Genomic DNA, 13394 nt, shown 5'->3' on the forward strand with positions numbered 1-13394 from the left:
TCAGCGCCTCCCGGCGGCGCGGACGACGAGGTCGGCGAGCAGCTCGTCGCCGTCGCGCTCCCCCACCGACGCCGCGGCGGTCGCCATCGCGGCCACCCGGGCGGGGTCGGTGACGAGCGGGACGACGGCGGAGCCGACCCACGCCGGGTCGACCGCGGCGTCGTCGACGAGGAGGCCGCCGCCGGCCTCGACGACGTGCGCGGCGTTGAGCCGCTGCTCGCCGTTGCCGACCGGCAGCGGGACGTAGACGGCGGGCAGGCCGACGGCGGTCAGCTCGCAGACGGTGTTGGCGCCGGCCCGGGCGACGACGAGGTCGGCGGCGGCGTAGGCGAGGTCCATCCGGTCGCAGTAGGGCAGGACGACGTAGGGGGCACCGGGGAGGGGCCCGGGGTCGAACTCCTTGCCGGTCCCGGTGACGTGCAGCACCTGAACCCCGGCCGCCGACAGCTCGTGCACGGCGCCGGCGAAGGCCGCGTTGAGCCGGGCGGCCCCGAGGGAGCCGCCGGTGACCAGCAGCGTGGGGGCGTCGGTGAGCCCGAACCGTTCCCGCGCCTCCACGCGGTGGGCGGCGCGGTCGAGGGTCGCGATCTCGTGGCGCAGCGGCATCCCCGTCACGGTCGCCCCCGGGAGCGCCGTGCCGGGGAACGTCACCGCGACCTCCGCGGCGACGCGCGCCCCGAGCCGGTTGGCCAGCCCCGGGCGCGCGTTCTGCTCGTGGACGACGACCGGCACCCTGCGCCGGCGCGCGGCGAGGTAGGCCGGCGATGCGACGAACCCGCCGAACCCGACGACCACCTCGGCGCCGGTCGACTCGATCGCGGCCTCGGCCGCGGCGACGGCGCGCCGCAGGTTGCCCGGCAGCCGCAGGACAGCGGCACCCGGCCTGCGGGGGAACGGGACCCGCGGCACCTCGAGCATCGGGTAGCCGCGCTCGGGCACGAGCCGGGCCTCGAGGCCCTGAGCGGTGCCGAGCGCGGTGACCCGGACGTCGGGGTCGCGGCGGCGCAGGCAGTCGGCGAGCGCGAGGAGCGGCGAGACGTGCCCGGCCGTGCCTCCGCCCGCGAGGAGGACCGAGCCCGGGACGCCGCTCACGACCGGCCCCGGCGTCCGCGCACCGCGCCGGAGACCACCGCGAGCGAGCGGCGCACCGACGACGGCCGGGCCGAGAGCGCCTCGCGGCACCCCGGCTCGTGGCGGGCGAAGGACAGGAGGATGCCGAGCGCACCCATCGTCGTGATGAGCGAGGAGCCGCCGGAGGAGACGAGCGGCAGCGGGACGCCGATGACCGGCAGCAGGCCGATGACCGCACCGATGTTGACGAGCGCCTGGACGATGATCCACGTCATGACCCCGGCCGTGACGACCCGGACGAAGAAGTCCTCGGACCGGCTGACGAGGCGGTAGCAGGCGAAGGCGAACCCGGCGAACAGCAGGAGGACCGCGAGGGTGCCGGGCAGCCCCAGCTCCTCGCCGATGATCGCGAAGATGAAGTCGTTGTGGGCCTCCGACAGCAGGCCCCACTTCTCGCGGCTCTGCCCCAGCCCGAGCCCGAGCCAGCCGCCGTCGGCGAGGGCGTAGCGCCCGTGGATGGACTGGCGCGCGACCCCCCACTCGTCGGTGTCCCGGCCGAGCCAGACGTCGAAGCGACCGAGGCGGTTGGGGCTCGTGAGGACGAACGCGACGACGGCCCCGAGGAACGGGATGCCCGCGATGACGAACCAGCGCACCGGGATCCCCGCGGCGAAGAGCACACCGGCCACGACCGCCCCGAGGATGAGCACGGTCCCGAGGTCGTGGCCGAGGGCGACCGTGCCGACCCCGAGCGCGGCGAGCGGGACGAGGTACGGGACGAGGACGTGGCCGAGCTCGCGCAGGTGCCGACGCTTCGTGGCGAGCACGGCACCGCCGGCCAGGGCCAGGCCGACCTTGATGGCCTCCGACGGCTGGATGCTGATGGGTCCGATGAAGACCCAGTTGCGGTTGCCCTGGAAGCCGCCACGGCCGAGCGGGGTGAAGACGAGCAGCTGCAGCGCGATGCCGGCGAGCAGCACCCAGACCGCGAGCCGGCGCCAGGTCCCCGCCGGGATGCGCGAGGCGACCGCGAGGGCGACGACGCCGATCGCCGCGTAGACGGCCTGGGTCGCGAAGATCGCGTAGGCCGAGCCGTCGGTGTCGAGGGCGGTGATCGCGCTGGCCGACAGGACCATGATCAGCCCGAAGACGACGAGGGCGCCGGTGAGGAAGAGCAGCAGGTAGTACGTCGTGACGGGCGAGTCGAAGCGCTCGACCCACGCGTGCAGCCGCGAGGTGCCGCGCGCGGTCTGCCGGGCCGGGGCGGTGGTGGACGACACGGGCTACCCCTCGCCGGTGAGCCGCCGCACCGCCGCAGTGAAGGCGTCGCCGCGCGCACCGTAGTTCGCGAACATGTCCATCGACGCCGCGGCCGGTGCGAGCAGGACGACGTCGCCCGGGTGGGCGAGGTCGAGGGCGTGCTCCACCACGGTGTCCATGGCTCCAGTGTCGGTTTGCGCCACGTCGACGACCGGGACATCCGGCGCGTGTCGGGCGAGCGCCTCGGAAATGGCCGAACGGTCACGCCCGAGCAGGACGACGCCGCGCAGGCGGTCGGCGACGGCGGCGACGAGGCCGTCGACGTCGGCGCCCTTGAGCAGCCCGCCCGCGACCCAGACGACGTGCTCGAACGCGGCCAGGCTGGCCTGCGCCGCGTGCGGGTTGGTGGCCTTGGAGTCGTCGACCCAGCGCACGCCGCGGAGGACCCCGAGGTCGGCGATGCGGTGCGGCTCGGGCACGAAGTCGCGCATCCCCTGGCGGACGGCCGACGGCGGCACACCGTGGGCCCGGGCCAGCGCGGCGGCGGCGAGGGCGTTGGCCACGAGGTGCGGCGCGGGCACCGGCGCGTCGGGGCCCGCGCGCAGGTCGTCGAGGGTGCCGAGCTCGGCGGCCGAGGTGCGGCGTTCGGCGACGAAGGCGCGGTCGGCGAGGACGTCCTCGACGAGCCCGAGCTCGGACAGGCCCGGCGTCCCGAGCCGGAAGCCGACGGCCCGGCAGCCCTCCTGGACGTCGGCGTCCTCGACGAGGCGCCGCGTGGCCTCGTCGTCGACGTTGTAGACGCACGCGACCTCGGTGTTGGCGTACACCTTGCCCTTGGCGGCGGCGTACTCCTCGAGCGAGCCGTGCCAGTCGACGTGGTCGGGCGCGATGTTGAGGCAGACCGACGCCTCCGGCGCGAGCGAGTGCGACCAGTGCAGCTGGAAGCTCGAGAGCTCGACGGCGATGGCGTCGTAGGGCTGGGGGTCCATGACGGCCTCGAGGATGGGCGTGCCGACGTTGCCCGCGCTGCAGGCCCGCAGCCCGGCGGCGCGCAGCATCGCGGTGAGCATCTGCACCGTCGTCGTCTTGCCGTTCGTGCCGGTGACGGTCAGCCACGGCGCCGCGCCCTCGCGCGGGCGCATCCGCCAGGCGAGCTCGACCTCGCCCCAGACCGGGAGGCCGGCCGCAGCGGCGGCGGTGAGCAGCGGCTGGTCGGGGCGCCAGCCCGGGGAGGTGACGACGAGGTCGAGCGCCTCGTCGGGCAGGGCCGACACGGCCTCGCTCCCCCAGCGCAGCCGGGCGCCGAGGATGTCGAGGATGTGCGCGCGCTCGGACATCGCCGAGCCGTCGGCGGGTTCCCGGCCGTCGACGACGAGGACCTCCGCGCCGCGCTCGAGGAGCGCGTCGGCCGCGGCGAACCCGGAGACCCCGAGCCCGGCGACGAGCACCCGCAGCCCGGCCCAGTCGGCCTCGCGGTGGGTCAGCGCGTCGGTGCGGGCGGACCCGGCGCTCATCCGGCCCCCACGACCCACTCGGCGTAGAACAGCCCGAGGCCGAGCGCGACGAAGAGGCCCGCGACGATCCAGAACCGGATGACGATCGTGACCTCCTGCCAGCCGAGGAGCTCGAAGTGGTGCTGCAGGGGTGCCATCTTGAACACCCGTTTCCCCGTCGTCTTGAACGAGGCGACCTGGATGATGACCGAGAGCGTGATGGTGACGAAGAGGCCGCCGAGGACGACGACGAGCAGCTCGGTGCGGGTGAGGATGGCCAGGCCGGCGAGCCCGCCGCCCAGCGCGAGCGAGCCGGTGTCGCCCATGAAGATCTTGGCCGGCGAGGCGTTCCACCAGAGGAAGCCGAAGCAGGCGCCCATGCCGCACGCGGCGACGATCGCGAGGTCGTGCGGGTCGCGGACCTCGTAGCACTTGGTGCCGGGGTTCCACTGGCAGTTCTGGTTGAACTGCCAGATGCCGATGAGCACGTACGACGCGAAGACCATGACCGACGCGCCCGTGGCCAGGCCGTCGAGGCCGTCGGTGAGGTTCACCCCGTTGGAGGTGCCCGCGACGATGACGTTGGCCCAGATGACGAAGAGGATGACGCCGACGACCGTCCCCGCGAAGGCGAGGTTGACCGGGGTGTCGCGCACGAACGAGATCGCCGTCGAGGCGGGCGTGCGGAAGGAGCTGTTGGGGAACTGGAGCGCGAGCACCGCGAAGACGACGGCGACGAGCGTCTGCCCCGCGAGCTTCTGCCCCGAGCGCAGGCCGAGGCTGCGTTGCTTGCTGATCTTGATGAAGTCGTCGAGGAAGCCGACCAGCCCCATCCCCGCCATGAGGAAGAGCACGAGCAGGCCGCTGACCGAGGGCGTCTGGCCCGTCACGAGGTGCGCGACGGCGTAGGCGGCGAGCGAGGACAGCACGATGACGGCGCCGCCCATCGTCGGGGTGCCGCGCTTGGTGTGGTGCGAGGTGGGCCCGTCGTCGCGGATGAACTGCCCGTACCCCTTCTTCACGAGGAAGCGGATGAAGGTGGGGGTCCCGAACAGGGCCAGCACGAGGGAGACCACGGCGGCGATGAGGACGGCCTTCACGGGTGGTGCTCCTGGGGGGTGGCGAGCGAGTCTCCGAGCAACCGTAGCCCGGCGTCGCGGCTCGACTTGAACAGGGCCACGTCGCCCGCGCGCAGCTCGGCGCGCAGGAGCGCCTCGGCCTCGGCGGCGTCGGCGACGGTCCGGACACGGGTGCGCCCACCGGCCGCGGACGCGCCCTCGGCGAGGTGGACCGCGGCCTCCCCGACGACGAGCAGCTCGTCGACGTCGTGGGCGACGACGTCGGCGCCGACCTCGGCGTGGAGGGCGTCGGACTCGGGGCCGAGCTCGAGCATCGTGCCGAGGACGGCCCAGGTGCGCCGGCCCTCCCCCATCCGGCGCAGGGCCTCGAGGGCGGCGTGCATCGAGTCCGGGTTCGCGTTGTACGCGTCGTTGACGAGGGTCACGCCGTCCGCCCGCTCGGTGACCTCCATCCGCCAGCGGCTGACCGGCGTGGCCGCGCCGAGGGCGGCGACGACGTCGGGCAGGGCCAGGCCGAGCTCGAGCGCGACGGCGAGGACGGACAGGGCGTTGCCGACGTGGTGGCGCCCGACGAGGCCGAGCGTGACGTCGGCCGAGCCCGCGGGCGTGTGCACCGTGAAGGACGCGCGGCCCCCGGCGTCGAGGGCGATGTCGCTCGCCCGGACCTCGGCGTCCTCGGCCTCGCCGACGAGGACGACGCGGGCGTCGGTGACCGCCGCCATGGCGCGGACGGCGGGGTCGTCGGCGTTGAGCACGGCCACGCCGTCGGCCGGGACGGCCGCGGGCAGCTCGGACTTGGCCCGGGCGATGGCCTCGCGCGACCCGAACTCGCCGACGTGCGCGGTGCCGACGTTGAGGACGACCCCGATGCGCGGTGGGGCCATCCGGGCCAGGTAGGCGATGTGGCCGACCCCGCGGGCCCCCATCTCGACGACGAGGAACCGGGTGTCGGGGGCGACCCGGCAGACGGTGAGCGGCACGCCGACCTCGGAGTTGTACGAACCGACGGGCGCGACGGTCGGGCCGGCGGTCGCGAGCACCGTGCCGAGCAGGTCCTTGGTGCTCGTCTTGCCCGAGCTGCCCGTGATGCCGACGACGGCGAGGTGCGGCGAGCGGTCGACGACCGCCCGGGCGAGGGCGGCGAAGGCCTCCTGGGTGTCGTCGACGACGACGCAGGGCAGGCCCTCGAGCGGACGCGTCGTCAGCGCGGCGACGCAGCCGGCCCCGATCGCGGCGCCGGCGAAGTCGTGGCCGTCGGCGTGCTCGCCGACGCGGGCGACGTACAGGCCGCCGGGAGCGGCCTCGCGGGAGTCGGTGACGACCGGGCCGTCGACGAGGACGGACGCGGCGTCGGCCTCCGGGACACCGGTGAGCCGGCCGGAGGTCAGCGCGACGACCTCGGCGAGGGGGACGGGGATCACGGCGCCACCACCGCCGCCGCGAGGCGCAGGGCCTCCCGCAGCTCGTCGCGGTCGTCGAACGGGTGGACCTCTCCCCCGACGTCCTGCCCGGTCTCGTGGCCCTTGCCGACGACGGCCACGGTCGCGGCGGGGCCCTCGGCGGCGACGGCGGCCACGGCCTCGCGGATCGCGCGGCGGCGGTCGCCGACCTCGACGACCCGGACCTCGCGGCCCTGCGACCGGATGGACTCGACGCCCGCGAGGACGGCGGCGCGGATGGCGGCGGGGTCCTCCGAGCGCGGGTTGTCGTCGGTGACGACGACGAGGTCGGCGGCCTGGGCGGCGGCGGCGCCCATCGCGTGGCGCTTGTCGCGGTCGCGGTCGCCGCCGGCGCCGGTGACGCACACGAGCGTGCCCGGGGTCGTCGGTCGCAGCGCACGGAGGGCGGCGCTGATGGCGTCGGGGGTGTGCGCGTAGTCGACGACGGCGCGCGGGAGGTCGGCACCCTCGACGGCGACCCGCTCCATCCGGCCGGGCACGTGCGGGTCGGCGAGGACGGCCTCGGCGACGCGCTCGGGGGCCTCCCCCGCGAGCACGAGCGCCGCGGCGGCCATCGCCGTGTTCGTGACGTTGAAGTCCCCGGGCAGCGCGGAGCGCAGGGCGAGGTCGACGCCGTCCGGGCCGGTCAGCCGGAACGCGGCCGGGTCGGCGGCGTCGGGGTGCACCGTCCAGTCGGCGTCCGTCCCGGTCGCCAGCGACGCGACGGGCACCGACGCCTCGCCGAGCAGTCGTGTGCCCCAGGCGTCGTCGGTGCAGACCAGCCCGCGGCGGGCGCGCTCGGGGGTGAAGAGCGAGGCCTTGGCGGCGAAGTAGTCGTCCATGTCGTGGTGGAAGTCGAGGTGGTCCTGGCTGAGGTTGGTGAACAGGGCGACGTCGTAGACGACCCCGTCGACCCGGTGCAGGGCGAGGGCGTGGCTGCTCACCTCCATGACGCAGGTGTCGAGGCCGCGCTCGGCCATCACCGCGAGGAGGGCGTGTAGGTCGGGGGCCTCGGGGGTGGTGCGGACGCTGCCGACGCGCTCGTCGCCGATGCGGGTCTCGACCGTGCCGATGAGCCCGACCTCGTGACCGAGGGCGGTGAGCGCCGAGTGGACGAGGTAGGCGGTCGTCGTCTTGCCGTTGGTCCCGGTGATGCCGACGAGGCGGACCGGCAGCTCCTCGGTGCCGTAGACGCGCGCGGCGACGGCGCCGAGCACCGCCCGTGGCTCCTCGACGACGACGGCCGGAAGGTCGACGCCGGCGGCCACGAGCCGGTCGTGGCCCGCGGCGTCGGTGAGGACGGCGACCGCCCCGGCCGCGGCGACCTGGGCGCCGAAGTCGGCGCCGTGGGCGCGGGCCCCGGGCAGGGCGGCGTAGAGGTCCCCCGGGCGCACGGCGCGCGAGTCGAGGGTGACCCCCGTGACGACGGGGTCGGAGGCGGGCGCCGGCGCGCCGACGAGGGCTGCGAGCTCGTGGAGCGGGGTCCGGCGCGGCGAGGACGGCCGAGGCGAAGGCATCCGGACGACCTTACCGCCTCGGCTGCTTCTTGCCGTCACGCAGCACGTCGGGGTCCGACAGCGCCTCCTTCGGGTCGAGCTCGAGGGACAGGTGCTGCGCCTTCTTGCCCGTCGGCGGGATCTTCAGCTCCTGGAGGGCGTAGGTCATGACGTCCTTGAACACCGGTCCCGCGACGTAGCCGCCGAAGAAGGGGTAGGTCGGCTTCTGGACGATGACGGCCACGACGACCTGGGGGTCGTCCGCCGGGGCGTACCCGATGAAGCTCGCCGTCTTGCCGCTGTACTTCTTGACCTTGTCGTCGTAGTACTCGGCGGTGCCGGTCTTGCCCGCGATGCGGTAGCCGGGGATCTGCGCCTCCTCGGCGGTGCCGTCCGGGCTGACGACACCCTCGAGCATCTTGCTGACGTCGCCGGCGGTCTTCTCCGAGACCACGCGGGTGCCCTTGGCCGTCGGCGTCTTCGTCACCGTGCCGTCGGACTCGGTGACGCTGTCGACGAGCCGCGGGGCGACGCGGACGCCCCCGTTGGCGATGGTCTGGAAGACCGACGCGGCCTGGATGGCGGTCACCGAGATGCCCTGGCCGAAGGCCACCGTGGCGCGCTGGGTGCCGCTCCAGGTCGAGGACTTCGGCAGGATGCCGCCGGACTCGCCGGGGTAGCCGACGCCGGAGCGGGAGCCGAGCCCGAACTTGTGGAAGTAGCGCTCGAGGGTCGAGGGCTTGAGCGTCTCGGAGACGAGGATGGTGCCGATGTTGCTCGACTCCGCGAGGGTGCCGGCGACCGTCCGGTACTGCGTCGGGTGCTCGTGGGAGTCCTTGAACGGCATGCCGAAGCGGGGCAGCCGGTTCGGGATGACGACGGGGGTCGACGGCGTGACGGTGCCCTCCTCGAGGGCCGCGGACATCGTCATGATCTTGGCCGTCGAGCCCGGCTCGAAGACGTCGGAGAACGCCTTGTTGTCCAGCTGCGCGCCCTTCTTGCCCACGTCGGTGTCGGGGTCGAAGGTCGGGTAGGAGGCCACGCTGAGCAGGTCGCCGTTGCGGGCGTCCATGATGACGACCGTCCCGGCCGTCGCCTTGGTCTCCTTGATCCGCTGGGCGAGCGCGTTCTGGGCGTACCACTGGAGCGAGGAGTTGACGGTGAGGTGCACGTCGCGGCCGTCGACGGCCGGGGTCGTGCTCGACGCGGCGGCCGGGATGGCCGTGCCGTCGCGGCCCTGCTCGTACGTCGTCTTGCCGGGCGTGCCCTCGAGCTCCTTGTCGACCATGAGCTCGACACCGCCGCCGGGAGTGCCGTCGTCGGTGACGTACCCGACGAGCGCGGCGGTCGTCGTGCCCTGCGGGTAGGTGCGCTCGGACCGCGTCTCGCGGCGGTCCCGCAGCACGCCGGGGATCCCGAGCTGCGCGATCTTGTTCCACGTCAGCGGGGTGACGTCCTTGCTGAGGATGCGGTAGCGGCTCGTCCCCGTCAGCTGGGTCACGAGCTCGCTGACGGGCGTGCCGAGGAGCGGTGCGAGCTGCTCGGCCGCGCGCTGCACGGCCTCGCCGGCGGTCGCCGGGTCGCAGGTGTTCTTCTTCGTGCCGTACGTGCAGACGACGGTCTGGTCGACGGTGACGACCTCGCGGACGACGCTCGAGGCGAGCACCGTGCCGTCGGCGGCGAGGATCTGCCCCCGCATCGCCGGGATGATCTGCGCCGTGACGCGCTTGCTCTCGGCCTCGGCCGCCACGGCCCGGGCGTCGAGCCCCTGGATGCGCACGAGCTGGGCGCCGAAGACCGACAGGACGAAGACCGTCGCCACGGTGAGGGCCCGCATGCGGCGGCGCGTGCTCGGCCCCGGGTCGGGCGTGGTGCGGCGGGTCGGCGGGCGGCGCCCTCCCCCGCCGGAGACGCCGGAGGGACGCCGGGCCGGACGGGGTCGCTCGCCCTGGCGGGGAGCCGGGCGGGAGCCCTGACGGCTCGCCGGCCGGGCGGGCGCGCGGCGGGGCCGGGCGGCGGGCGGCGGGGTCTTCGGCGGAGTCACGAGAGGCGGGTCCTCGCGGGTCGTCAGCGGCTGGTGGGGGTCGAGGACGCCGAGGGACGGGCGCCCGAGGACGACTCGGTGACCACGCTAAACGTCTCGTCCTGCGTCGCCTTCCGCGCCACGCCGACGACCTTGCCGTCGCTGAGGCGCAGGAAGGCCGGCGACTCGGCGGGCACCATCCCGAGCGAGCGGGCCTCGCGGGCGAGCGGCCCCGGACCGGAGACCGCGTCGAGCGCGTGGCGCAGGTCGTCCTGGGTGTCGGCGAGCGCGTCGGAGCGGTGCTGCAGGTCGCGCATCGTGAACGAGCCCTTGGCCATCGCGGTGTTGAGCAGGAGCACGCCGACGAACCCCGCGACGACGAGCCCGATGCACAGCGCGAGGAAGGCGCCGCTGCCCGCGCTGACCGGCGGGGCGACGACGCGCAGCCGCCGCGGGGCCGGGGCGCTCGCCCGGCGGGGTGCCGGGCGGACCTGGGTGCGGGCCGTGGCGAGCTGGCTCATGCGGGGGCTCCGTTCGGGGAGAGGCGTTCTGCGGCCCGGAGGCGGACCGAGGCGGATCGGGGGTTGGACTGCAGCTCGGCGTCCGAGGGGGTCTCGGCACCGCGGGTCAGGAGGCGCAGGTAGGCGGCGTGCTCGGGCAGCTCGACGGGCATGCCGGCCGGGGTCCGGCTGCGGGCGCCCTCGGCGAAGGCCTGCTTGGTGATGCGGTCCTCGAGGGAGTGGTACGACTCGACGACGATCCGGCCACCGGGTGCCAGGGCGTCGATGCCGGCGCGGACGGCCCGCTCCCAGACCTCGAGCTCGGCGTTGACCTCGATGCGCAGCGCCTGGAAGGTGCGCTTGGCCGGGTGCCCGCCGGTGCGCTGCGAGGCCGCCGGCACCGCCGTCCGCAGGACCTCGACGAGGCGGGCGGAGGTGTTGAACGGCTCCTTCTCGCGCTCGCGGAGGATCGCCGAGGCGATGCGGCCGGCGAAGCGCTCCTCGCCGTAGGTCTTGAGGATGCGCGCGAGGTCGCCGTGCGCGTAGGTGTTGAGGACGTCGGCGGCCGTCATCCCCCGCGTCTGGTCCATCCGCATGTCGAGCGGGGCGTCGTGCCGGTACGCGAAGCCGCGGTCGGCCTCGTCGAGCTGGAAGGAGGAGACCCCGAGGTCGAAGAGGATGCCGTCGGCGCGGCCGTCGGCATGCTCGGCGAGGACGTCGGCGAGCTCGTCGTAGACGGCGTGCACGGCGGTGAACCGCTCGCCGAACGGCGCGAGCCGCTCGGTGGCGAGGGCGATGGCCTCGGGGTCCCGGTCGAGGCCGACGACGCGCGCCTGCGGGCAGCGGGTGAGGATCGCCTCGGTGTGCCCGCCCATCCCGAGGGTGGCGTCGACGCAGACCGCGCCCGGTCGCTGCAGCGCGGGCTCGAGGAGGTCGACGCAGCGCTCGAGGAGCACGGGGACGTGGCGGGCGCCGGCGTCGCCTCGGCTGCTGGTCATCTCACTCCTTCGCGGGTGTCGTGGCGGGTCGTGGTGCGGGGCGACCCGGCGGCTGGTCCCCATCCGATCCGCGCCCGGCGCGGGGGAAGGCGCGTCGGGTGTCGGGTCGGCTGGAGGCCGGCGGTCGGGTCGTCGTGCGGGTGGGTGCTGCGGTCGGGGTCGGTCGGGGTCGGTCGGGGGTCGTGGTCTCTACAGGCCCGGGACGACCTCCTCGGTGCCGGCGGAGTAGTCGGAGTAGGCCGGCATGACGGCCTCGAGGTAGGCCTCCCAGCGGCCGGTGTCCCAGACCTCGAGGCGGGAGCCGTTGCCGATGACGGTGCAGTCCTTGTCGAGCCCGGCGTAGGCCCGCAGCGCGGCGGGCACGGTGACGCGCCCCTGCTTGTCCGGGGTGTCGGGGTGGGCGCTGGCGCGGAAGACGCGGATGAAGTCGCGCACGCCCTTGGCCGACCCGGAGACCGACTGCATCTCCTGCGAGATGCGGTGGAACTCGCTCGTCGGGAAGACGTAGAGGCAGCCCTCCTGGCCGCGGGTCACGACGAGGCCGTCGGCGAGGGCGCCACGGAAACGGGCCGGGAGGAAGAGCCGGCCCTTCTCGTCGAGCTTGGGCGTGTGCGTGCCGAGGAACTCGTCCACGTCCGCACCTCCTCGACCCGACGGCGGCTCCCTCTACCTCCGTGTTCCTCCACTTTACTCCACTGTGAGCCCCCCAGCGGGGGTTTTCGGACCGACCGAACGGCTGATTCTCGAGAAACTGCAGGTCATGACGGGTGGAGCGAAGTGGGGAACTTTCTCGACGCGTGGTCCCGCGGAGACGTCAGGCGTCGGTCGGCGGGGCGCCGACGCCCTAGAGCGACCTCTCGGTGGAGGGTGGTGGGGACCGGGGTGGAGGGTGGTGGGGACCGGGACGCCGGGGCATCCCGCGTGCGCGAACCCATGGCCCCCGCCCGCGGGCTGTTGCACGATGAGGGCACCACCGGCGGCCCTCGGTCGTTGGACGCACTCAGCAGCAGCCGACGAGAGGACCACCGGCGTGAGCGACGTCGAGCACGACCCCCAGCCGAGCCCGGGCGCGAGCGCCCTGGGCGCCTCCCTCGACCAGGTGCTCCAGGTGTCCAGCCGCCTGGCCGGCACGATGAGCTCGGTCATCGAGGGCAAGCAGGCCGTCGTCCGCACCGCGGTCACCGTGCTGCTCGCCGAGGGGCACCTGCTCGTCGAGGACGTCCCCGGGGTCGGCAAGACCCTCCTCGCCAAGACCCTCGCGCGGTGCATCGACGCCCCCGTGCGGCGCGTGCAGTTCACCCCCGACCTGCTGCCGAGCGACATCACCGGCGTCTCGGTCTACAACCAGGACGTGCGCGACTTCGAGTTCCGCCCCGGCGCGATCTTCGCGAACGTCGTCGTCGGCGACGAGATCAACCGCGCCTCGCCGAAGACCCAGTCGGCGCTGCTGGAGTCGATGGAGGAGGGTCAGGTCACCGTCGACGGCACGACGTACACGCTGCCGCGGCCCTTCATCGTCATGGCGACCCAGAACCCGATCGAGATGGAGGGCACCTACCCGCTGCCCGAGGCGCAGCGCGACCGGTTCATGGCCCGGATCTCCATGGGCTACCCCTCGCCGCGCTCGGAGCTGGAGATGCTCGACCTGCACGGCGCCGGCTCACCGCTCGACGCCCTCCAGCCGGTCACCGACGCCGCGACGGTGCAGCAGATGGTCGAGGCGGTGCGCCGGGTGCACGCCTCCCCCGCCGTCAAGCAGTACATCGTCGACCTCGTCGGCGCCACGCGCTCCTCGTCCGCGCTGCGCCTCGGGGCCTCCCCGCGGGCCACGCTCCACCTGCTGCGCGCCTCGCGCGCCCACGCCGCCCTCGCGGGCCGCGACCACGTCCTGCCGGACGACGTCCAGCAGGTCACGGTGCCGGTGCTCGCGCACCGGCTCATCCCCACGGGCGAGACGCAGATGGCGCGCCGCACGACCGCCGACGTCCTCACGGACCTGCTGCAGCGGGTGCGCGTGCCGGCCCCGACCCGCTGA

The 13394-nt window shown here is 74.5% G+C and carries 11 protein-coding genes; 1 reads left to right on the plus strand and 10 read right to left on the minus strand.

The window, feature by feature from the left end:
- The 10 genes from murG to mraZ form a co-directional block, all read right to left on the minus strand.
- On the minus strand, positions 1 to 1092 hold the full coding sequence (gene murG, locus KMZ30_RS04470; protein ID WP_215511404.1) for an undecaprenyldiphospho-muramoylpentapeptide beta-N-acetylglucosaminyltransferase: 1092 nt from the start codon (positions 1090 to 1092) through the stop codon (positions 1 to 3).
- Positions 1089 to 2351: a putative lipid II flippase FtsW gene (gene ftsW / locus KMZ30_RS04475; protein WP_215511403.1), complete on the minus strand. Its 1263-nt coding sequence runs from the start codon at positions 2349 to 2351 to the stop codon at positions 1089 to 1091. Before ftsW ends, murG begins: the two co-directional genes overlap by 4 nt.
- A 3-nt stretch (positions 2352 to 2354) precedes the next feature.
- Complete coding sequence (murD, locus tag KMZ30_RS04480; RefSeq protein ID WP_215511402.1) at positions 2355 to 3845, minus strand: UDP-N-acetylmuramoyl-L-alanine--D-glutamate ligase; 1491 nt, start codon at positions 3843 to 3845, stop codon at positions 2355 to 2357.
- Positions 3842 to 4924, minus strand: a complete 1083-nt coding sequence (mraY, locus tag KMZ30_RS04485; RefSeq protein ID WP_215511401.1) for a phospho-N-acetylmuramoyl-pentapeptide-transferase — start codon at positions 4922 to 4924, stop codon at positions 3842 to 3844. The genes murD and mraY overlap by 4 nt, the downstream gene beginning before the upstream one ends.
- Entirely contained in the window at positions 4921 to 6324 is a 1404-nt protein-coding gene (locus tag KMZ30_RS04490) for a UDP-N-acetylmuramoyl-tripeptide--D-alanyl-D-alanine ligase (protein ID WP_215511400.1), read from the minus strand. The genes mraY and KMZ30_RS04490 overlap by 4 nt, the downstream gene beginning before the upstream one ends.
- Positions 6321 to 7859 carry a UDP-N-acetylmuramoyl-L-alanyl-D-glutamate--2,6-diaminopimelate ligase gene (locus KMZ30_RS04495; RefSeq protein ID WP_215511399.1) on the minus strand — a complete coding sequence of 513 codons (1539 nt, stop codon included), beginning with the start codon at positions 7857 to 7859 and terminating at the stop codon, positions 6321 to 6323. Before KMZ30_RS04495 ends, KMZ30_RS04490 begins: the two co-directional genes overlap by 4 nt.
- Before the next feature lie 10 nt (positions 7860 to 7869).
- Positions 7870 to 9675, minus strand: coding sequence for a peptidoglycan D,D-transpeptidase FtsI family protein (locus KMZ30_RS04500; protein WP_215511398.1), 1806 nt, complete (start codon positions 9673 to 9675; stop codon positions 7870 to 7872).
- Positions 9676 to 9905: 230 nt separating this feature from the next.
- Positions 9906 to 10382 (minus strand): cell division protein FtsL, encoded by a 477-nt coding sequence (gene ftsL, locus KMZ30_RS04505; protein ID WP_215511397.1) that lies wholly within the window; start codon positions 10380 to 10382, stop codon positions 9906 to 9908.
- Positions 10379 to 11359: a 16S rRNA (cytosine(1402)-N(4))-methyltransferase RsmH gene (gene rsmH, locus KMZ30_RS04510; RefSeq protein WP_215511396.1), complete on the minus strand. Its 981-nt coding sequence runs from the start codon at positions 11357 to 11359 to the stop codon at positions 10379 to 10381. The genes ftsL and rsmH overlap by 4 nt, the downstream gene beginning before the upstream one ends.
- A 189-nt stretch (positions 11360 to 11548) precedes the next feature.
- The gene (gene mraZ / locus KMZ30_RS04515; protein WP_215511395.1) at positions 11549 to 11992 is read right to left on the minus strand and encodes a division/cell wall cluster transcriptional repressor MraZ; all 444 of its coding nucleotides are present in this window, start codon (positions 11990 to 11992) and stop codon (positions 11549 to 11551) included.
- 397 nt (positions 11993 to 12389) lie between these two features.
- Here mraZ and KMZ30_RS04520 point away from each other — a divergent pair, with 397 nt between their 5' ends.
- Positions 12390 to 13394, plus strand: a complete 1005-nt coding sequence (locus tag KMZ30_RS04520) for an AAA family ATPase (RefSeq protein WP_372447497.1) — start codon at positions 12390 to 12392, stop codon at positions 13392 to 13394.

The sequence above is a fragment of the Phycicoccus mangrovi genome (assembly GCF_018729305.1).
Classification (GTDB): domain Bacteria; phylum Actinomycetota; class Actinomycetes; order Actinomycetales; family Dermatophilaceae; genus Phycicoccus; species Phycicoccus jejuensis.